22 protein-coding genes are annotated in these 19,989 nt (G+C 71.2%); 9 read left to right on the top strand and 13 right to left on the bottom strand.

Annotation, left to right across the window (positions count from 1 at the left end; all coding sequences use genetic code 11):
- Positions 1–13: 13 nt before the first annotated feature.
- The 4 genes from ACZ6S0_RS25810 to ACZ6S0_RS25825 form a co-directional block, all read right to left on the bottom strand.
- Positions 14–3,187: a TcpE family conjugal transfer membrane protein gene (locus ACZ6S0_RS25810; protein ID WP_465921884.1), complete on the bottom strand. Its 3,174-nt coding sequence runs from the start codon at positions 3,185–3,187 to the stop codon at positions 14–16.
- Positions 3,188–3,242: 55 nt separating this feature from the next.
- Positions 3,243–3,488: a hypothetical protein gene (locus ACZ6S0_RS25815; RefSeq protein ID WP_344877274.1), complete on the bottom strand. Its 246-nt coding sequence runs from the start codon at positions 3,486–3,488 to the stop codon at positions 3,243–3,245.
- 81 nt (positions 3,489–3,569) lie between these two features.
- Positions 3,570–4,319 carry a conjugal transfer protein gene (locus ACZ6S0_RS25820; RefSeq protein ID WP_465921885.1) on the bottom strand — a complete coding sequence of 250 codons (750 nt, stop codon included), beginning with the start codon at positions 4,317–4,319 and terminating at the stop codon, positions 3,570–3,572.
- Positions 4,320–4,912: 593 nt separating this feature from the next.
- Positions 4,913–5,212 (bottom strand): hypothetical protein, encoded by a 300-nt coding sequence (locus ACZ6S0_RS25825; RefSeq protein ID WP_465921886.1) that lies wholly within the window; start codon positions 5,210–5,212, stop codon positions 4,913–4,915.
- A gap of 195 nt (positions 5,213–5,407) precedes the next feature.
- Between ACZ6S0_RS25825 and ACZ6S0_RS25830 the strand changes: the two genes are divergently transcribed.
- Complete coding sequence (locus ACZ6S0_RS25830) at positions 5,408–5,617, top strand: hypothetical protein (RefSeq protein ID WP_465921887.1); 210 nt, start codon at positions 5,408–5,410, stop codon at positions 5,615–5,617.
- A gap of 439 nt (positions 5,618–6,056) precedes the next feature.
- Here the strand turns inward: ACZ6S0_RS25830 and ACZ6S0_RS25835 are convergent, their stop codons facing one another.
- Positions 6,057–6,398: a hypothetical protein gene (locus tag ACZ6S0_RS25835; RefSeq protein ID WP_465921888.1), complete on the bottom strand. Its 342-nt coding sequence runs from the start codon at positions 6,396–6,398 to the stop codon at positions 6,057–6,059.
- Between the two features lie 99 nt (positions 6,399–6,497).
- Between ACZ6S0_RS25835 and ACZ6S0_RS25840 the strand changes: the two genes are divergently transcribed.
- Positions 6,498–7,604, top strand: coding sequence for a hypothetical protein (locus ACZ6S0_RS25840; RefSeq protein ID WP_465921889.1), 1,107 nt, complete (start codon positions 6,498–6,500; stop codon positions 7,602–7,604).
- Between the two features lie 18 nt (positions 7,605–7,622).
- Here ACZ6S0_RS25840 and ychF read toward each other — a convergent pair whose 3' ends face one another.
- Together ychF and ACZ6S0_RS25850 are read right to left on the bottom strand one after the other, a co-directional pair.
- Positions 7,623–8,699, bottom strand: coding sequence for a redox-regulated ATPase YchF (gene ychF / locus ACZ6S0_RS25845; protein ID WP_465921890.1), 1,077 nt, complete (start codon positions 8,697–8,699; stop codon positions 7,623–7,625).
- Between the two features lie 82 nt (positions 8,700–8,781).
- Positions 8,782–9,510, bottom strand: coding sequence for a hypothetical protein (locus tag ACZ6S0_RS25850; protein WP_465921891.1), 729 nt, complete (start codon positions 9,508–9,510; stop codon positions 8,782–8,784).
- 95 nt (positions 9,511–9,605) lie between these two features.
- Here ACZ6S0_RS25850 and ACZ6S0_RS25855 point away from each other — a divergent pair, with 95 nt between their 5' ends.
- Entirely contained in the window at positions 9,606–10,862 is a 1,257-nt protein-coding gene (locus tag ACZ6S0_RS25855; RefSeq protein WP_465921892.1) for a DNA recombination protein RmuC, read from the top strand.
- 14 nt (positions 10,863–10,876) lie between these two features.
- Complete coding sequence (locus tag ACZ6S0_RS25860) at positions 10,877–11,386, top strand: DUF6542 domain-containing protein (RefSeq protein WP_465921893.1); 510 nt, start codon at positions 10,877–10,879, stop codon at positions 11,384–11,386.
- Between the two features lies 1 nt (position 11,387).
- Here the strand turns inward: ACZ6S0_RS25860 and ACZ6S0_RS25865 are convergent, their stop codons facing one another.
- On the bottom strand, positions 11,388–12,353 hold the full coding sequence (locus tag ACZ6S0_RS25865; RefSeq protein WP_465921894.1) for a 4-hydroxy-3-methylbut-2-enyl diphosphate reductase: 966 nt from the start codon (positions 12,351–12,353) through the stop codon (positions 11,388–11,390).
- Between the two features lie 101 nt (positions 12,354–12,454).
- On the opposite strand from ACZ6S0_RS25865, the gene ACZ6S0_RS25870 reads away from it, so the two are divergent.
- Positions 12,455–13,309, top strand: coding sequence for a DUF8129 domain-containing protein (locus ACZ6S0_RS25870; RefSeq protein WP_465921895.1), 855 nt, complete (start codon positions 12,455–12,457; stop codon positions 13,307–13,309).
- A 27-nt stretch (positions 13,310–13,336) separates the two neighbouring features.
- Entirely contained in the window at positions 13,337–14,560 is a 1,224-nt protein-coding gene (gene xseA / locus ACZ6S0_RS25875) for an exodeoxyribonuclease VII large subunit (protein WP_465921896.1), read from the top strand.
- A gap of 37 nt (positions 14,561–14,597) precedes the next feature.
- Here xseA and ACZ6S0_RS25880 read toward each other — a convergent pair whose 3' ends face one another.
- On the bottom strand, positions 14,598–15,197 hold the full coding sequence (locus tag ACZ6S0_RS25880) for a TetR/AcrR family transcriptional regulator (protein ID WP_465921897.1): 600 nt from the start codon (positions 15,195–15,197) through the stop codon (positions 14,598–14,600).
- A gap of 81 nt (positions 15,198–15,278) precedes the next feature.
- Here ACZ6S0_RS25880 and ACZ6S0_RS25885 point away from each other — a divergent pair, with 81 nt between their 5' ends.
- On the top strand, positions 15,279–15,692 hold the full coding sequence (locus ACZ6S0_RS25885; RefSeq protein WP_465921898.1) for a nitroreductase family deazaflavin-dependent oxidoreductase: 414 nt from the start codon (positions 15,279–15,281) through the stop codon (positions 15,690–15,692).
- 48 nt (positions 15,693–15,740) lie between these two features.
- Here ACZ6S0_RS25885 and ACZ6S0_RS25890 read toward each other — a convergent pair whose 3' ends face one another.
- Genes ACZ6S0_RS25890 through ACZ6S0_RS25900 form a run of 3 tightly spaced genes read right to left on the bottom strand, consistent with a single transcriptional unit; the run spans position 15,741 to position 17,167 of the window.
- Complete coding sequence (locus ACZ6S0_RS25890; protein ID WP_344877242.1) at positions 15,741–15,977, bottom strand: exodeoxyribonuclease VII small subunit; 237 nt, start codon at positions 15,975–15,977, stop codon at positions 15,741–15,743.
- A gap of 42 nt (positions 15,978–16,019) precedes the next feature.
- Positions 16,020–16,547, bottom strand: coding sequence for a DUF4245 domain-containing protein (locus ACZ6S0_RS25895; RefSeq protein WP_465921899.1), 528 nt, complete (start codon positions 16,545–16,547; stop codon positions 16,020–16,022).
- 11 nt (positions 16,548–16,558) lie between these two features.
- The gene (locus ACZ6S0_RS25900; RefSeq protein ID WP_465921900.1) at positions 16,559–17,167 is read right to left on the bottom strand and encodes a TetR/AcrR family transcriptional regulator; all 609 of its coding nucleotides are present in this window, start codon (positions 17,165–17,167) and stop codon (positions 16,559–16,561) included.
- 170 nt (positions 17,168–17,337) lie between these two features.
- Here ACZ6S0_RS25900 and glpX point away from each other — a divergent pair, with 170 nt between their 5' ends.
- Positions 17,338–18,372: a class II fructose-bisphosphatase gene (gene glpX, locus ACZ6S0_RS25905; protein ID WP_465921901.1), complete on the top strand. Its 1,035-nt coding sequence runs from the start codon at positions 17,338–17,340 to the stop codon at positions 18,370–18,372.
- A gap of 53 nt (positions 18,373–18,425) precedes the next feature.
- Here the strand turns inward: glpX and ACZ6S0_RS25910 are convergent, their stop codons facing one another.
- Entirely contained in the window at positions 18,426–19,079 is a 654-nt protein-coding gene (locus tag ACZ6S0_RS25910) for a DUF1707 SHOCT-like domain-containing protein (protein ID WP_465921902.1), read from the bottom strand.
- Between the two features lie 236 nt (positions 19,080–19,315).
- Between ACZ6S0_RS25910 and ACZ6S0_RS25915 the strand changes: the two genes are divergently transcribed.
- The gene (locus tag ACZ6S0_RS25915) at positions 19,316–19,969 is read left to right on the top strand and encodes a DUF998 domain-containing protein (RefSeq protein WP_465921903.1); all 654 of its coding nucleotides are present in this window, start codon (positions 19,316–19,318) and stop codon (positions 19,967–19,969) included.
- The last annotated feature ends 20 nt before the right edge of the window (positions 19,970–19,989 follow it).

Genomic DNA, 19,989 nt, shown 5'->3' on the forward strand with positions numbered 1-19,989 from the left:
CTCGCTTGTTCACTTATCGCTCACCGATTCTCGTGCCCGGGGGGTCACTCGCCAACTCCTCTTCGCTCGGTCGTACGGTCTGCGCCGCGAAGCCCGCGACCACCACACCGGCGAGGGCGAGATACGCCCGCCGCCCGGCCGCGCGCAACTGCCCGGGATCGACGACCTCGCCCCCGTCGGGTGCCAGGCCGTCCTCCCAGGGGACCCTGACGATGGCCCGGCACCTGCCTCTGGCCATCGACTCCGCCTGCTCGACGTCGGTCATCGAACGCCTGCTCACGCCGTTGACGACCATCACCGCCCGCCTGCGCAGCTCCGCGCAGCCGTGCCCGTCGAGCCACTCGTACGTCATGGCCACCGCCTCGGACGCCTCCTCGCTGGCCGGGACCACCAGGACGAGCTGGTCGGCGTACGGCAGCAACCTGGCCGCCAGGGCGGCGGCCGGGTCGATGACGGCCAGCTTGTAGTGGCGGTCGAGCAGCCGCATGGACTCACCGAGACGATGGTCGGAGAAGAACGACCGGTCCGCGAGACGCTGCTCCGCACCCGCGTCGGTGTCCGCGCTGATCACCTCCAGGCCGGAGGCGGTCCGCGTGGTGTACCCCCGCATCGTGAGATAGCCGCTGACCCGGTCGAGGCCCGACATCAACGAGGTCAGGGTCTCCGGGGTCTCCGGCTGGATCTTGCTGGTCAGGGTGCCGCCGCCGGTGTTCGCGTCGACGGCCACGACCCTGTCGTCGCGGTAGTGGGCGAACGTGTGGCCGAGCATGAGCGCCGTGGTGCTCTGCCCCGCTCCGCCGGTGCAGCCCAGGACCACGATCCTGCGACTGCCCCCGAACACGCTCCTGGCCCTCGCCTCGTCGATCTCGGACCCGTCGGTACGCACGCCGCCCCCGCCCACGACGACCTGCGCGATGCGCCGCCAGCCGCCGGAGTCGCGCCCCACGACCGACTCGATCCTCCGCACCCGAGCCTCCCCGGGCCGCGGCACGGGCACAGGCGCCACCAACTCCCCAACGCCCTCCCGCTCCCGCACCACCTCACGACCGGCCGCAGTCGCCGCCTCACCGGAGGCGGTCGCCCGCTCCCGCGCCACCTCACGTTCGGCCGGGGGCCACTCCCGCGCACCTTCACGACCGGCCGCGACCGTCCGCTCCGGCGCGCTTTCACGACCCGCCGGGACCGTCCGCTCCCCCACGCCTTCACGACCCGCCGAGGCCGTCCACTCCCGCGCGTCCTCGCGCTCGTCCGAACGCCCGTGCGCCAGCTCTCGCTGGACGTCCCGCGCGCCGGACACCTCCCTGGATCGGCCTGCCGAGAGCCCACCGAACTCCAGCACCTTGCCGGACTCGACCGCGGCGATCTCGCTGCCCGAGGTCTCGTCCGCCGGGATCGCACCGATCCTGCCGACCGGCACCTCACCGGACCTGCCGCCCGACGCCGCACCGGCCGGGGCCTCGTCGGCCCTGCCCACCGGCAGCTCACCGAGCGTGCCGACCGGCACCTCACCGGTCGAGACCTCCCCGGCCTCGCCGACCGCGCTCTCTCCGGAGTCGGCCGCAGGGATCTCGCCCGCCACGACCTCACCGGGCCCGCCCGGCAGCACCTCACCCCACACTGCGCCATCCCGGGCGGCGTCGTCCCGGGCGGCGTCGTCCCGGGCGGCGTCGTCCAAGACGGCGTCGCCCCGGACGGCGTTTTCGGGCCCGATGTCGCCGCCGCCGGGTACTAGCTCGTCGTCCTTGCGGACGCCCGGCCAGGGCACCGGCTTGGCGTTGGGGTGGAGCGGCGGCCACGCCCGCTGCGCGCCCGGCAGCAACGGCCCCGGGGCGAGCCGCGGCGGCTGCCCCTTCCTGTGCTGGTCGCGGGCGAGTTCGTCGTCGTGTCGCTCGTCGTGCCGGTCGTCGTGCCGGTCGCCGTTCTGGACCGCTCCGGCCTCTCCCGGATGCGTTCCAGCCTCCTCCGGATGCGCTCCGGCCTCTCCCGGATGCGCCCCTGCCTGGCCGGAAGCGTCGGCGGGGGCGTCGGCGCTGGCCGCCAGCCGCCGCAGTCGTCGCAGCGCCTCGGTGTCGATGGGCTTGCCCACCGTCGGCCTGCGCGCCCCGTCCGCACCCACCGCCCCGACCGGCGCGTCCTCCGCGTGCGACGCGCCCGGAGCCTCGGCCTCCGCCCACACGTCTGCGTCCCGCGCCTCGTCCACCGTGGCGCGGGCTCCGCGGACCTCGTCCACCGTGGCGCGGATGCCCCGAGCCTCGTGCGTTGGGGCACGGACCTCGTCCCCCGCGCCGTCAAGCGCCTCGGGAGGCAACTCGAAATTCGCCGCGCGAGCCGACTCACGGACAGGCTCCCGGACCGCCTCGCGGACGGGCTCACGCGCGGGCTCACGAACCGGCTCCCTGGCCCTCTCGCGTGTCGCCTCGCCGGCCGCCGCGCGCGTACGTTCGACCGGCTCGGGCCGGGACCGCTCGACCGGCGCGCGGCCACCGGACACGCGGGCGGTGCCCACGGCCTCCTCCACGAGCGGCACCTGTTCCAGACCCCGTCCAGAACCGCCTGAGAGCCCCTTCTCGCGCCGGACGGTCTCCGCCGGGGCCCCCGGGACCCCCTGGCGCGCCCGGGCCTTCAGAGCGGGCGCTGTCCCCCTCCTGGTGCCCCAGCCGGAGCGCGTGGGCGTCGGCTCGGCGACGGGCGCCTGTGCCGCGGCCGCCGCGGCCGCCGCGACGGCGGGACGCACCTGCCGGGGGGCGCTGATCCGCTGCCCCTCGCGCCGCCGCTGCGCGTGGCGGGCCTTGCGCGGCCCCTTCGCCTTGACCCGCGCGGGAGTCGTACGCCAGACCCGCCCCGAGAACGTGACGGTCTCGGGCTCGGAGGTGGCCGCCAGGCGGTACCACGCCTTCGGCTGACCCAGGTAGCGAAGCTGGGACTCCATCAACTCGGTGAGCCGCTTGCCCTCGATGACAGGACGGGTGGACAACCACGTCACGATGCCCGGCGGCACCAGGAACAACACGTGCCAGGGCATCTCCACCGGCACGCCCACCAGGACCAGCAGGAGCGACCACGGGACGAACACCCCGACGAACACGCCGATCCAGACGATGGGCAGCGGCATCGGCAGCCGTAGGTCGTACAGCTTGTAGAGCCGCTTCTCGATACGCCAGATGTTCGTGTACGTGGGCAGGTCCAACGCGGTCCTCCTCTCCACCCGCTCGTACATGACCGCCGAGGGGCGGTCTCAACCCTTACCTGATGCCCAGTGCGCCCGCGATCGCCTTCGCCGTCACCTCGATGATGTTGGGCACGTAGAAGATCACACCGATGGCCACAGCCAATATCAAGAACTGTACGAACCGCGTGATCTCGCGGGTGAAGAGGAAGAACAGCGCGACCACGGAGACGACAACAAGGAACAAAGGGGCGAAGAACGCACGCAGGAAGTCGGCGAGCCCTCCGGTGTCTATGCCGGTCGGCGTGGGCGTCGGCGTCATCGCGATCAAGGTGAGCACTTCGGTCTTCAAGGTCACTTCTCGTCCTTCCGGGGGGTACCGTGCAGCAGCGCGGCCGTACGTCTATCCAACGACCCGGCCGCCGCCGCGTATGTCGGCGACGAACCACTTGTCGCCCTGCTTTTCGACGGTCAGGCGGTAGACCTGCTCCAGCGTGCCGCCGACCGCCGCAGGGTCGGTGGCGTCGGGAGCGGGCGAGGCGTCGGCGCTGGGCACGGCCCACACCACCACTGCCTGAATCTCTCGGGTGGCACCCCCCACAGGCACCACGACTTCCTTGAGCTGCGAGAAGGTGAACGCGCCCCCGAAGCTGGGCAGGCTCTTGCCCGCCGCGACGTAGCGCTGCAGCCCGGCGGCGTCACCGGAGGCGTATTCCTTGAAGAATCCCTCCAACTGGGGTTTGAGCTCGGCGGCGGCCGCGTCGTCGGCCTCGGGCGCCGCGATCTGGGGGAGGTCGGCCGGGGACGGGGCGGGCAGGATCGCCGGGCGGCCCGCCACGACGAAGCGGCCGCCGCCGTCGTCGCCGGAGTAGTAGATCGGCACCGACAGCATCATCCGGCGCGGGCCTGACTGGAACGCCACGCTGACCACGGCGTTCTTGTCGTCGGCGGCCTCCACGTCGTAGGGCTGGACGGCGACCGCGGCCAGTTTGCCGTAGCCGTCCCAGCCCATCTGCGGGTCCATGCCCTCGGCCAGGAACGCGGCCAGTTTGTTGGACCTGCTGGCGGCGTCTTCCGGGCTGAAATTCAGATAGACCCCCGCGAACTGGGCGGCGAACGCCATGCCCCGCTCGGTGGGAAATCCCTTGTTCACGTCGACGACGGTGTTCGTCGTCGGAGGCGCTTGCTGGGTAAACCGCTCAAATGGGGCACGGACCCCATTCACCACGATAACCAGAATAAGCGCCCAGAGAATGATGCGACCGGTCCACACCAGCCACCGTCCGCCGCCACCCGACCAGCCACCACGCCGCGGCCTGCGGGGCGGCGGCGCGTCGAAGTCAGCCGTGTCAAGGGTTGCGGAAAGCCCGGGGCCGTCAGCGATCCGAGGATCGTGGACGGTAGACCTACGAGCCATCACGCCTCCGCTCGCGCCGATCCCCCCGGCTGGCGCGGTGTCGTCCGTTGCCGATCCCCATCATCCGCGGTGAAGTAGTCACCCTATCCGGTCTCCGCCATTGTTCCAGGAAAGCCACGCCCATGCTGCGGCATGACCGTCCTGACGGCAAACCGGGCCCGTATGACCGGTCACCGTGCCGATTCCTGTCACTTCCCGGCGGAAAGGGCTTTTGACCAGGCCAGATACCTAAAATCGCATAGCGTGTCAGCCACGGATTCCTGTCCAAAATAGGCATGGACTGTCGCGACCTGCGGATTCGGCATGGATCGCGGACTGAGCGCGGCGCGTCAGGCCGGCTCGGGGTCCTGGCTGGTGCGAGCCTGACGCCTGCTGTGCAGGTCGACCACCGTGGGCCGGACCGCCCGCTCCAGGGAACCGCGCAGGTCGGCCAGCATCTCGGCGGGCTCGCGGTCCCGCATCCTGGTCGCCATCTCGTTGCGCTCGTCGACCTTCCTGCGGAGGTACGCCTCGCGGTTGACGCGCAGGCCGTACATCAGCTCGACTCTGATCAGGGCGAGCTCCTCCTCGAGACTGATGCCCGTGAGCGTGGGCGCCGGGCGTCGTTTCCGGATGATGCGACGGATCATGAGGGCCTCCCGAGTCAGCGTGAACGCCGTGACGATTCGACGCGCAGGGGCCCAAAGTGGTTGACGTATCAGTTGTCCCCGGAGCAAACGTCGCGTCCGTTCCCGGGGAGCAGCCGTCCATGGGGGCTTCGCCGCCGTCCCGTCGTCGGTAACCTACCGTAACGAAGGTTCGCACTCCGTGATTGGACTCATGACATGCGCCGAATCGTCGCGGCACTCGCGCCCGCCGCCACACTCACCGCGTACACCCTCCTCGTCACCCCCGCCGCCGCCGTGCCCGCCCGGTTGCCCGCGTGGGTGACAGCCGATGAATGCACCGACGACGGGGGCACCATCACGCCGGTCGGCGAGGGCAAGGCCATCTGCACCGGCGGCACCTGGGACAACCAGCTCATCCGCTACTGACGGCTCCCCGCCCGGCCTCCCCCGAAGCCACCCGGCGTTCCCGGACAGCGCGGGTTCCCAGGCGGCGCGACATTCCCCGGCGGAATGACCGATTGGGGTCGTAGCGGACGCGCCGCTAAGATCGCCGCATCGCCACTCGAATGTGGGCCGCCGCAGGCCGATACCGCTTCGGACGCCCGGCCGCCGCCGTCGTCGCGCTCTATCTGGTCGCCGTCGCCACAGCCGCGGCACTCGCCGTGCGCTCCGACGAGCTGTGGGCGCTGGCGGTGGCCGCGACCGGCGGCACGGACGTCCTGTTCGAACGGGACGACTGGCTGGGCCCCGCGCTCGCCGGGATCTGCCTGCTCAACGCCTGGATGCTGTGGCAGGTGCTGCGTGGTCCCGCGCTGCCGCGCGCGGTGGGGCTGCCGCGCGGTGTGGTCTGGCTGCGGCGGCTGCTCTACGCGGGCGTCACCGGCGACCTGGTGCTCTGGCAGCTCGTCGACGAGGTGTCCGAGACCGGAGCGGACGCCGCGAGCCAGACCCTGTGGATCGCCACCGTGATCCTCCTGCTACGGGTCATGTCCGGGGTCTCCACCCCGTTCAAGGCGATCGCCCTCATGCTCGGCCTGATCGGCGTGGTGGTCCCATTACCGCTGCTCCACCTCGGCGGCGGCACTCCCCAGGTGATCGGCCCGCTGGTGCTGGCGGGCCTCGGCTCCATGGTGATGATCCTCGTCGGGCAGCGGCGCGACGGACGGTGGAGCGACGCCACGATCGACATCGGGCGGATCTCGCTCATCACACCACTCGTCTTTCCGCTGCTAGGTCTCGTTCTCTCGGGCGGGTGGCCCGATGGCCTGATGCTCTTGGTGGACGCGCTCGGCGTGTTCTCCCTGGTGTGGCTGGCGCGCACCGCGCACGAGGTCGCCGCCCAGCCCGCCACAGGAACAGGGCCCACCAACAGGCCCACCACCGGTCCGGCCCCGAGCCCACCACCGGGCACGCACCCCGGTCCGCCTCCGGGCGCGGGGCGCGGCTGCCGGTCGCCGTCGCGCTCGTCCTGCCGTTCCTCGTGGTCGGCTCCGAGGAAGGTGCGCGGGTCGTCTTCACCGACCCGGACGAGCACTGCCTCGGACAAACCCTGCCGTACGCCGACACCCGGCCGCAGGACAGGCCGCGCAGCTTCCTCTGCCTCGCCAGGGACGACACCTTCACGGGGACGCCGATGTTCCCCGAGGACCTGCCGGACCAGCGCCTCCTGGCGTACGGCGAGGAGCTGTGCGCGGTGCCCGATGCCGAAGAACGGCAGGCGCGGCTGCGGCGGGCGGGCGGGTCCGCGGACGCCACCCGGCTCGGCGACGCCCTGGAGTTCCTGTGCCCCGGCGTCGTCGCCCGGCAGCGGGCCGACGAGGCACGCCGGCAGGCCGAGCGGGAGAAGGAACGGGAGAAGGAGGCGGCCGCGTGGGCGGCCGAGCTGAGCGCCCGCTGCGCCGACCCCTGGCCGAAGCTGCGGGCCAGGCGGCAGGGCACCACCGCCTACCTCCTCTTCGAAGGGGGCGGCTACCACGTCTACGACGACAGGGACGACGCCGAGGGCCCGGCCGCGGACATGTACAGGGCCATCGACGACGGGTTCATCGACGCCGCGGGCAGCAGCGCCGCCATCACGACCTACGGCGAGAACGAGCCGATGTGCCTCACGGTCAAGGCGTTCGCCGACGCGCCGCCGCTCCGGCTCAAGGGCTGGGAACAGGTGGTCGAGGTGGGCCTCGTCAGCCGCAGCGGCCGGCTGGTCGTGCCGCCGTATCCCGAGGGCGGCGACAGCGGGGCGGTCGGGCCGCTGCCCAACCTGGCCGTCGACGGCCCCGGCCGCTACCGGATGCGCGTCTACACCCGCTCGTACGAGTGGGACGAGGCCGACCCGGAGGCGCCCGTGGAGGAACACCTGATCGTCGTCTACCCGGGCCGCGCCACGAAGAAGATCGTCCACCGCCCGGCGCGGTGATCCGGCGCGGGACCGGGCTCAGACGTTGAAGCGGAACTCCACGACGTCGCCGTCGCGCATGACGTAGTCCTTGCCCTCGATCCTGGCCTTGCCCCCCGAGCGCGCGCCGGCGATGGAGCCGATCTCGACCAGGTCGTCGAACGAGACCACCTCGGCCTTGATGAAGCCGCGCTGGAAGTCGGTGTGGATCACGCCGGCCGCCTCAGGCGCCGTGGCGCCCTTGCGGATCGTCCAGGCCCTGGTCTCCTTCGGCCCGGCCGTCAGGTAGGTCTGCAGCCCCAGTGTCTCGAAGCCGACCCTGGCGAGCTGGCGCAGCCCCGACTCCTCCTGGCCGACCGACTGCAGCAGCTCGAGCGCCTCCTCCTCGTCGAGCTCGACCAGCTCCGACTCGATCTTGGCGTCGAGGAAGACGGCCTCGGCCGGGGCGACCAGCGCGGAGAGCTGCTCCCTGAGCGCGGCGTCGGTCAGCTCGTCGGCGTCGAGGTTGAACACGTAGAGGAACGGCTTGGCCGTCAGCAGGTGCAGCTCGCGCAGCTCGTCGCGGTCGAGGCCGCTCTCGAAGACCGTCTTGCCGGTCTCCAGGACGGCCAGCGCCGCCTCGGCGGCCTCCAGCGCGGCCTTCTTGTCCTTGTTGTTGCGCGCCTCCTTCTGCAGGCGCGGTACGGCCTTCTCGACCGTCTGCAGATCGGCCATGATCAACTCGGTGTTGATCGTCTCGATGTCGCGCTTGGGGGAGATCTCCCCGTCGACGTGCGTGACGTCGGGGTCGCCGAAGACGCGGATGACCTGGCAGATCGCGTCGGTGTCGCGGATGTTGGCGAGGAACTGGTTGCCCCTGCCCTGCCCCTCCGAGGCCCCCTTGACCAGGCCCGCGATGTCGACGAACTCGACCTTGGCGGGCAGGACGCGGGCCGAGCCGAAGATCTCGGCCAGCACGGGCAGCCGGTCGTCGGGCACGCCGACGATGCCCACGTTGGGCTCGATGGTGGCGAAGGGATAGTTCGCCGCGAGCGCGTTGCCGGTCTTGGTCAGGGCGTTGAAAAGCGTGGACTTCCCGACGTTGGGCAGGCCGACGATGCCGATGGACAGACTCATGCGACCGGCCCCGCCACTCGCGCCTGTCGCCGACCACTGCCTCTGCTGGGTGCCTCGCTACGCTCGCTCACAGACGCAGAGTTTACTTGCTGAGCAGCGACAGACAGGTCACCGGACGATAGCTCCCGTCGGCGCGCAGGTAGCGGCCCGAACCGGGCGGGCAGCCGGCGGGCTCGGCCGCGAACGCCAGCACCCTGGCCCAGGCGTGCGGCGAGTCGCAGGGCACCCTGGTGACGGCGGAGCGGGCGATCACGTCGGTGGCGGGCTCGGCCACGCACGCGCCCCGGTCGAGCACCTGACCGCCACCGCCGAAGCAGATGACCTGGGCGTCGCCTTCGAGGGTGTCGAGGGTGCCGCTGGGGCAGGCGGCGGCGTCGCGGGCGAGGGCGACGGCCCTGCCGTACCAGCCGGGCTGGGCGCAGGCCCGCTCGCGGCCGTCGGCGGTGACGCAGTCGCCGGGTCTGAGCAGGCCGCCGCCTCCCCCGGGGGCGCCGGGGTGCGGCTCCAGGAAGTTACGTACGCACGCCGTACGCCCCGAGCCCACCCGCAGGACGTCGTCGGTGTCCACCGGGCAGTCGCCGGGCCCCGGCGGGTCGGAGGCCATGGCCACCACCTCGGAACGGCCGCCGTTGCACGGGGTCAGCGCGTAGTCGCCCGTCACGCACGCGCCGGGAGACCAGCGCAGCACCGGCTGCGGCCGCCGGTCCTCCCGCGAGCCGCCCTGCGAGCCCGCGATGACGACGCCGGCCAGCACGACCAGGATGGCCGCCACGACGCCCGCGGCGGCCGCCCGGCTCGGGAGCGTGTTCATTCATGTACTGTGCGTGACATTCGGTCACGGGCACAACCGGAACGCCCAGGCGTGTCGGGGAGAAGCGGCCCTGGAGTCCTGCAATCATCGACCGGGTGGACGTCGTCTCGCTCGTCATCGGTCTCGCCGTCGGGTTGCTCGTCGGGTTCCTCCTGGCCAGGACACGCGCGGCGGTGCGGGTGGCCGAGGCCGACGCGCGGGCCAGGTCGGCCGCCGAGAAGCTGGTCTACGTCGAGGAGCAGCTCACCGAGCGCTTCCAGGCGCTGTCCACCCGCGCGCTCGACGTCAACAACGTACGTTTCCTGGAGCTGGCCGAGACCAGGCTCGCGGCCAGCCGCGCCGAGGCCACCGGCGACCTGGAGCAGCGCAGGCAGGCCGTCGAGCACCTGGTCGAGCCGCTGAAGGACGCCCTGGCCCGGGTCGAGTCGCAGCTCCGCGACACCGAGTCCGGCCAGCGGGCCGCGCGGGCCGAGCTGGCCAAGCAGATGGACTTCGTCCGCCAGAGCAATGAGCAGCTCCGCTCCCAGACCACCGCCCTGGTCAGGGCCCTGCAGCGGCCCGAGGCCCGGGGCAGGTGGGGCGAGCTGCAGCTCCGCAGGGTCGCCGAGATCTCCGGGATGCAGCACCACTGCGACTTCGACGAACAGGTCACAGAAGGGCCCATGCGGCCCGACATGGTCGTCAGGCTGGCCGGTGGCAAGAACATCGTGGTCGACTCCAAGGTCTCGCTGGCGGCCTATCTGGAGGCCGCGGAGGCGTCCGACGAGTCGCTCGCCACCGTACGCCTCGACGCGCACGCCCGGCACGTACGCGAGCACATCGACCGGCTGGCGGCCAAGTCGTACTGGCAGGGGTTCAACCCGTCGCCGGAGTTCGTGGTGCTGTTCATCCCCGGGGAGGCGTTCCTGGCGCCGGCCCTCGAACGCGATCCCACGCTGCTGGAATACGCCATGACGCGCCGCGTGCACATCGCCACCCCGACGACGCTGATCACGATGCTGCGCACCGCCCACTACGCCTGGCAGCAGGCCGCGCTCAGCGAGAACGCGCGGGCGGTGTTCGAGCTGGGCAAGGAGCTGTACGAGCGGCTGTCGTCCCTGGGCAGGAACGTCGAGTCGCTGGGCAGGGCGCTGACGCGGGCCGTGGAGGCGTACAACAAGTCGGTCGGATCGCTCGAAAGCCGCGTCCTGGTCACCGCGCGCAAGCTACACGATCTGGGTGTGGTCGAGGGCGATCTCGACACCCCGGAGATGCTCGAAGGGCTGCCCAGACCCCTCGCATCCCCCGAACTGCTCGAAACCTCACCTCTGATTTCCCACGCGAACGGTAAGTTGGCCAACGGGTCGCAATAAACGGGGGGTGGCCGGTGGGTGAGAAAGGCAGGCGTTCTGCCGTCAGGCTGACGGCTCGCGGCGCCATCGCGCTCGCCCTGATGGCCACGCTGGCGGGCTACGTGCTGACCGCCGTGCTCGACGTCGAGTACATCGTGGGCGCGGCGTTCGTGCTGGCCAGCACGCTCGGCGCGCTGCTGGTCAACCGGCGCGAGCTGCTGTCGCTGGTGGTGACGCCGCCGCTGGTGTTCTTCTGCGCCACGCTGTTCGTCGAGCTGGGGCGGGCCTTCGGGTCGGTGTCGATCGTGCAGTCGCTGGCGCTGGGGCTCTACACGTCGCTGACGCGGGGGGCGCCCTGGCTGTTCGCGGGCTCGGCCGTGGTGCTGGGCGTCGCGTGGCGGCGTGGCCTGCGCGACAACGTACGCGAGCTGCGGGAAGAGCTGAAGGCGGGCGCGGAGGTGCCGCGCCCGCGCCAGCCGTTCGTGCCCGAGCCTGAGGGATATTTCGAGCCCAAGGTCTACGGGACCCCGCGCGGCGAGGACTGACCTACGACGTGCGGAGATCCTTGCGCAGCTCATGGGGCAGGGCGAAGCGCATGCGCTCGTCCACCGGCTCGATCTCGGCGACGTCGCCGAAGCCGCGCGCGGAAAGGTATGCCAGCACCTCCTCGACCAGCTCTTCCGGCACCGACGCGCCGCTGGTCACGCCGACCGTGGTGACGCCGTCGAGCCACTCCTCGCGGATGAAGTCGGCGTTGTCGACCAGGTACGACGCCCGCGCGCCATAGTCTTTGGCCACCTCGACCAGGCGCTTGGAGTTGGAGGAGTTGTCGGAGCCGACCACGATGACGAGCTGCGACTCTGCCGCGATCTCCTTGACCGCCACCTGGCGGTTTTGGGTCGCGTAGCAGATGTCGTCGCTCGGCGGGTCGATCAGCAGGGGGAAGCGCTGCTTGAGCCTGGCCACGGTCTCGTTGGTCTCGTCGACCGACAGCGTGGTCTGCGACAGCCACACCAACTTGCTCGGGTCCTTGACCTGCACCTGGTCGACCGCGTCGAGGCCGTCGACGAGCCGGATGTGCTCAGGCGCCTCGCCCGAGGTGCCCTCGACCTCCTCGTGGCCCTCGTGACCGATCAGCAGGATGTCGTAGTCGTTCGCGGCGAACCTCTTCGCCTCGTTGTGCACCTTGGTGACCAGCGGGCAGGTGGCGTCGATCGTACGCAGACCGCGCTGCCTGGCCTCCTCGTGGACCGCGGGCGACACGCCGTGGGCGGAGAACACCACGATCTCCCCCTCCGGCACCTCCTCGGTCTCGTCGACGAAGATGGCGCCCCTGGCCTCGAGCGTCTTGACGACGTGGGTGTTGTGGACGATCTGCTTGCGTACGTAGATCGGCGCGCCGTACTGCTCCAGAGCCTTCTCTACCGCTACCACGGCTCGATCGACTCCGGCACAGTAGCCACGCGGCTTGGCGACGAGGACTCTGCGGGAAGTGGGGGTCTGGGGCTCCATACTTTCTATGCTACGTGGAGCGGCCGTAAGGCCCGCGCGTGCGTGGCCGCCCGCGGCTTGCCAGACTGGCCGTCCAATACTGACCTCCCAGGGAGACGTACATGTCCCTCAGCGACGTGATACGCAACATCGCCAAAACCGTTACCAGCAAGGACGAGCTGAAGGAGAAGGCCAAAGACCTGCCGCTCCTCGTCGTCCAGACCACGCTGAGCGTCGCCGGGCAGGCGCTGCTGCTCGTCGACCGGATGAAGAACTCCATCAAGGGGCTCGCGACCAAGGAGGAGCGCGAGGAGGAGACCGACTCGCGCCCGCCAGTCGCCGAACAGGCGGCCAAGGCCCCGGCCGAGGCGGAGTCGTCCCGTGAGTCGTCCGGCGAGTCGTCCGGTGACACGCAGGCGCGCAAGGAGCCGGTCATCTTCGCGCCGCGCCCCGGCACCGCCGAGCCCAACGGGGTCGCCAAGACCAAGCCGGACCCGGTCATCTTCGCTCCGGCCGGCAAGCAGGACAAGGCGGACAAGCCCGAGACACCCGAGACGGCCGAAAAGTCCGTCCAGGCCGACCGGACGGAGCCCGTGGCCGTCGCGGAGCCGGAGACCGCACCCAAGCCGGACGTCACGCCCAAGCCGGTCGCTGAGACCAAGCCGGTCGCTGAGACCAAGCCGGTCGTGGAGTCCAAGCCGGTGGCCGAGACCGAGCCCGAGCCGGTGGCCGAGACCGCTCCCGCCGCGCAGGTCGAGGCCGCCGAGCCCGCCAAGGCGCCGAAGCCCGCCGCCAAGCCGGCCGAGCCGCTGCCCGGCTACTCCGACCTCACCGTCGCCTCCCTGCGCGCCAGGATGCGCGGCAAGACCGCCGAGCAGATCGGCGACTACCTCGCGTACGAGAAGGCGACGACCGGCCGGCCCGAGGTCATCCGGATGTTCGAGAACCGTCTCGCCAAGCTCCAGGCCGGGGAATAGATCGCGCCGAACCCGTAGTCTTCCGCCATGACCTCGAAGACCACGCCAGAGTCTCCCCTGCCGATCCGCACGGTCCTGCAGATGGTGGGTGGCTGGATCGGGAGACTCGGCACGGTCTGGGTCGAGGGTGAGATCACCGACCTGAGCGCGCGTGGCGGCACGGTGTTCCTGACCCTGCGCGACCCGGTCGCCAACGTGTCCGCCAGGGTCACCGCCCCCCGTGGCGTCTACGAGGCGACGGTGCCGCGGCCGTCCAACGGCTCCAGGGTGGTGCTGCACGTCAAGCCCGACTTCTGGGTCAACAAGGGCTCCTTCGCGTTCACCGCGCTGGAGATGCGCCCCGTCGGCGTGGGCGAGATGATGGTCAGGCTCGAACGGCTCAGGCAGTTGCTGGCCGCCGAAGGGCTGTTCAACGCCGACAGGAAGCGGCGGCTGCCGTTCCTGCCCGGCACGATCGGGCTCATCTGCGGCCGAGAGTCGGCGGCCGAGCGCGACGTGCTGGAAAACTCCCGGCGGCGCTGGCCCGCCGTGCGGTTCAAGGTCGAGGAAGTGGCCGTCCAGGGGCCGTACGCGGTGGCCGAGGTGACCGAGGCGCTGCGCAGGCTCGACGCCGACGCCTCGGTCGACGTGATCGTCGTCGCCCGTGGTGGCGGCTCGCTGGAAGACCTGCTGCCGTTCTCCGACGAGACCCTCGTGCGCGCGGTGGCCGCCTGCCGCACGCCCGTGGTGAGCGCGATCGGCCACGAGCAGGACAGCCCGCTGCTCGACCTGGTGGCCGACGTACGCGCGTCCACCCCGACCGACGCGGCCAAGAAGGTCGTGCCCGACGTCGGCGAGCAGCTCGCACTGGTCCGCCAGCTCCGCGACCGGGGCCGCAGGGTGCTCAGCGGCTGGCTCGACCGGGAGATGTCCTGGCTGACGTCCGCACGGTCGCGGCCCTCGCTGGCCGACCCCGTACGCGAGCTGGAACGCCGCGCGGAGCAGGCCGAGGCGCTGCGCGACCGGGCCAGGCGTTCGTTGTCCGGCTCGCTCGATCGTGCCGCCGACGATCTCACCCACCTGCGGGCCCGCCTCGTCGCCCTGTCGCCCGCGGCCACGCTGGAGCGTGGTTACGCGATCGTCCAGCATCCGTCAGGGGAAGTGGTTCGCCTGGCCAAAGACGTCGCCCCCGGGTCGGTGCTGACGATCCGGCTGACCGACGACCGGCTCACCGTACGCACGGAGGAGCAGGACGAGACCGGCGACGCCTGACCGGCCGGAGACACGGCGGCCCGCCGCGTCGACGGGCCTAACGGGTGACGCCCTCGGCCAGCCCGGCCAGTCCGGCCTTGATCTCCTCGACCGTCATGCCGCGTTCCTCCCGCTGGAAGGCGATCAGGCGGGCGTTGATCGGCGCGAGAAGGGCGTCGGCCAGGTAGGAGGCGTCGGCCCGCGGGCACGCCTGCCCGAGCAGCGTGGCCAGGTGCAGGTGATGCACCCGGTACGGCCCTCCGAGCAGAGGCGCCTTGCCCCCCGTCTCCAGCAGCAGGAACAACCCCTGCTGCGCCACGATCCGGTCGACCAGCGCGTGCAGGAACGCCACGATCCGCTCGCCGGCGGGGGCACCCGGGCCCAGGGGCGGCGGCCCGGTGAGGAAGGCCGCCTGGAACTGCCGCTCCCAGTCGTCGAGCAGCGCGAAGATCAGGCTCGACCGGTCGCCGAAGCGCCGGTAGACGGTGCCCACGCCGACGCCCGCGACCCGGGCGACCTCGTCGAGTGACAGCTCCTCGGCCCCGCGTTCGGCGATCATGCGCGCCGCGACCTCGATGATCTTCTGCCGGTTCCGCGCGGCATCGGCGCGCTCTGGCTGGGGTTGCCCGACGATGGGCAGCGATCGACGTCCAGGCACGCAGTCGAGCATAGCGCTTGTAAACGGAGAGCCCTCCGGTTAATCTTCAACCGGAAATTTCTCCGATTCCGAGGAGCGAAGATGCCCAACGACTTCAACCAGCAGGTCATCGCCGAGTTCCGGGCCAACGAGGGCCGGGTCGGCGGCATGTTCCAGGGCTCGCCGATCGTGCTGCTCACCACGACCGGGGCCAGGAGCGGCAGGTCGATCACCACGCCGCTGATGTACGTGGCGGACGGCGACCGGAACGTCATCATCGCCTCCAACGGCGGCGCCGACACCCACCCCGCCTGGTACCACAACCTGCGCGCCACCCCTGAGGCCACGGTGGAGATCGGGGCGGAGACGTTCGAGGTCAGGGCGGAGTTCGTGGACGGCGACGAACGCGACCGTCTCTACGCCCGGATGGTGGCCCAGGCCCCGACGTTCGCCGACTACGAGGCCAAGACCACCCGCCGCATCCCGGTGGTCGCCCTCCTCCGCACCGCCGACTGACCTCCGGCGGAAGAGGGCTGGGCTGGAAGGGGGCTGGGCTGGAAGGGGCTAGAAGGGGGCGTCGTCCGAGTGGCCGGCGTTGGGCTCCGAGCGGCGGGCCATGGCGGCGGCCAGCTTGACCCTGGCCCCCTGGAGCCACTCCTCGCAGACGGCCGCCAACTTCTCCCCCCGCTCCCACAGCTCGATCGACTGCTCCAGGGTCAGCCCGCCCGTCTCCAACCGGCGCACCACCTCGGTCAGCTCCTCGCGTGCCTGCTCGTACGAAGGTGCCTTCTCCTCTGCCACACAGCCCAGCCTAGACGTGCGGACCGGTCGCGTCCGACAGCATCAGCCCTGGGGCCGCTGCTGGAGTCGCGCCGCCAGCTCACCCAGCTCCGCCCAGTCGGCCGTGCCGGTGATGACCAGCGTCACGTCGGGCAGCACCCGTACGAGCGAGCGCTGGTTCTTGTCCTGGCGGAACCGCTGCTCCCACGCCACCCCGCCGACCTGCTGCGTCCCCGTGGCCTTGTCGGTGTTGGCCATGCGACTGGCGAAACCGGCCGCGGGCTGCTCGTTGCTCTGCGCGAACATCACGTGCTGCCGCTCGGCCGTGGCGTAGCCGAGGTAGAGGACCGCCGCGCCGTTCTCGCCCTTGGCGATCCTGTTGCTGTTGGGCACCCAGCCGGCCGGGTCCTGCTGGGGGGACCACACGCCGAACGGCACCGTGTGGCCGAAGTTGGCGACGGTGATCGAGTAGTCGAGCCGCGGGATGTGCTCTTCCCGGCTCTGCGGGGTGACCAGCAGGAACACTCCCGCCCCCGCGAGGCAGACGAACAGGGCTACCGCGTAGCCGTACAGACCTTGGGTGAAGCGCACAATTGGCGAGGTTACCCGCTGGAGAGGGCGGTCGCCGAAGCGGCCGGGCGGATCTGGCCGATGATGGCGAGCACCTGCTCGGCCAGGACGCGATCGTCGGAGAGCACGACCTCGGAGACCGCCGCGGCCAGGGCGCCGGTGATCACCACCACGAGGGCCTGCTCGTTCTCGAACAGCGCCGCGTTCCGCTGGGCCCACTTGCGCAGCCGGTCACGCATGACCACGTCGAAGCCGGGCGGCCCGTCGCCGCGCAGGAACAGCGCGGCCAGCTCGCGCTCCTCCAGGCAGCCGTCCAGGTAGGCGCGGGCGGCGCCGATGAACACGCACATCGGGTCGGTCTCGCCGTCGGCGCGGGCGGTGCGGGCGGCCCGCTTGGTGCGCTGCGTCTGCCTGGCCTGGAACTCCTCCCACAACGTGAGGTAGAGGTCGGCCTTGCCGGAGAAGTGGTGGTAGAGGCTGCCCACGCTGGCCTCGGCCCTGGCCACCACGTCGGTGACGCCCGCCTCGGCGAACCCTTTGGAGACGAAGACCTCTCTGGCCGCCGCGAGCAGCGAGCTGCGCGTGGCCGCGCCACGCTCGGACGTGCGCGGCTGGGTGACGACGTCGTCCACATCGCTCATTCGGATCTCCTCCACAGCCGGGCGCCCACGCACCATGTTGGAGGCAAGATCCTGGTCGCGCACGGCGTATGGCGCAAAATCCGTTCTCCGCTAGCAGATTATCCCCCTCCGACCGGGCAGAGACCGGCAACTACGATCGGGGTAGACGTCCCATGAGGAGGCCAGCCAACATGTCCGACCAGACTTCCGTGCCACCGGCGCTCGCCACCAGCGAGCGCGCCCCCGACCGAAACCTGGCGCTGGAGCTCGTCCGTGTCACGGAGGCGGCCGCGATGGCGGCGGCCCGGTGGGTCGGCCGGGGTGACAAGAACGGCGCCGACGGCGCGGCGGTGAACGCCATGCGCCAGCTCATCAGCACGGTGTCGATGAACGGAGTGGTCGTCATCGGCGAGGGCGAGAAGGACCACGCCCCCATGTTGTACAACGGCGAGCGGGTCGGCGACGGCTCCGGCCCCGACTGCGACGTGGCGGTCGACCCCATTGACGGCACCCGGCTGACGGCGCTCGGCATGCCCGACGCGGTGTCGGTGATCGCGGTCAGCGAGCGCGGCTCGATGTACGACCCCTCGGCCGTGTTCTACATGGAGAAGCTGGTCACCGGCCCGGAGGCCGCCGACGTGGTGGACATCGAGGCCCCGGTGGCCACGAACATCGAGGCCGTGGCCAGGGCCAAGCGCTGCTCGCCGTCCGACGTGACCGTGGTGGTGCTCGACCGGCCCCGGCACGAGCGCCTGGTCAAGGAGATCAGGGAGGCGGGCGCGCGCATCAAGTTCATCACGGACGGCGACGTGGCCGGCGCGATCATGGCGGCCCGCCTGGGCACCGGCATCGACCTCATGCTCGGCATCGGCGGCACCCCCGAGGGCATCGTGGCCGCGTGCGCGCTCAAGTGCCTGGGCGGCGTGATCCAGGGCAGGCTGTGGCCGCGCGACGACGCCGAGCGGCGCAGGGCCCTCGACGCCGGGCACGACCTCGACCAGGTGCTCACCACCAACGACCTGGTCAGCTCCGACGACGTGTTCTTCGCGGCGACCGGCATCACCCAGGGCGAGCTGATGCACGGCGTACGCTTCCGCGCCGGCTCGGCGGTGACGCAGTCGCTGGTGATGCGCGGGCGGTCGGGCACGATCAGGAGGATCGAGAGCGAGCACCAGCTCTCGAAGCTGCGCGCGTACAGCGCGATCAACTTCGACACGGCGGGCTGAGCCGGGGCGGCGGGTGCCGGGCTGGCGGCGGCGGGCTGAGCCGGGGCGGCGAGTCAGCGGCGGCGCTTGCGGCGGGGTGGCTCTTTGACCTTGACCTCGCCGGCGAAGTTCGTCGTGCGCACCTCCACCACGGGCGCGCCCGGCTCGGTCGGCTGCTTGGTCAGGCGGACCGTCTTGTCCTTGGCCACCCTGATCACCTCCAGCCCCTCCGGCACGTGGATCTCCAGGCCGCCGAAGACGAGGGTGGCGTTGATGATGATGCGCCGGTTCTGCAGGATCGCGTCGCGGAAGTCCAGCTTGGTCGTGCCGAACATGGCCGTCACACCCAGCTCGGCGGGCACCACCCAGCGCCCGCCGCGCTGCTCCTTCTTGAAGATGGCCGCGACCGGCCGGTCGTCGAGGTTGAGCGGCTGCTGGTCGGCGGGCAGCAGGTCGGTGGTGAGCGAGGCCAGCTCGCCGAGCGTACGCGCGGCGTAGAGCGTGCCGAGCCGCTCTTCCAGCTCCTCCAGCGTGAGGCGCCCGTCGGCGTGCGCGTCCTGGAGCACCTGGGCGATGCGTTCGCGGTCGGCGTCGGAGGCGCGCAGCTCGTGCGGCGGCGGCACGTCGCTCTGGGCGGCGGGGGCGCGGCGGGCGGACACGAACTCCTCGGCCAGCCGCTCCCCGACTTCTTGCAGCTTCGGCAACCACGATCCCGCGCGTTCGTTCACACTTCTGACGATATCCGGCGCTCGCCCCGTTCGCTCGTCCCGATTGAACGGGTGTCAGCGGATTCCGGCCAGTAGTCCGGCGATCTCCTGCGCGAGTTCCCGATTCACCTCGGCGTGGCGGTCCGGCCCGTACTCCATCGCATCGGCAACGGGTTTGACGCTCCGGTCTCTCAGAAATTTCTTAGGAATCCCCGCGCCAGGACGGCCGTTATCTCCGGCAAAAGAGGGAGGTGCGCGTGCATCAACCGGCACGGTGGGGTTTGGGCGCGGCAGGCGCGGGCGTGGTGGTCATCCTGGGGCTGGACCTGACCAGCCTCGACGAGATGAACCCGTTCATGCGGACCATCAGCGAGCACGGGCTCGGTCCCGACGGGTGGATCTTCGGGCTCGGAGTGGGCCTGCTGGCGGCGGGGTCGGCGGCCATCGGTGTGTCACTGGCGCGTAAGAGGCTGGCCGGGGTGTTCGGCACGATCGCGCTCATGAGCTGGAGTGTCGGGCTGTTCATGACGGCCTGGTTCGAGAAGCACGACTGGTCGGTGGGGCCGAGCACGAGCGGCAGCATCCACCGGGTGGGCAGCTTGATCGCCTTCCTCAGCCTGCCGCTGGCGGCGGTGGTGATCGCGAGACCGTGGCGGCACCGCGAACGGTCGAAGGCCACGCTGGTGGCCTTCGGGCTCGGGATCTGCTCGGTGCTCTGGGTGGTGGGCATCGGCGCGGTGACGTTCATCGGGGCGGGGAACGGGCTGCCGTGGTACCGCGTCATGCCGCTGGGGCTGGTGGAACGCGGGCTGGCGGTGACCGAGGTGGCGGCGCTGCTGGCGCTCGGGGTGTGGGCGGCGGCCAGACGGCGTCCGGTGCTGGCGGAGGGGCTCCGGCAGCCGCTAACCTGACCCAGCCTCACGTTCTGATC

Source organism: Nonomuraea sp. NPDC051298, assembly GCF_055586305.1.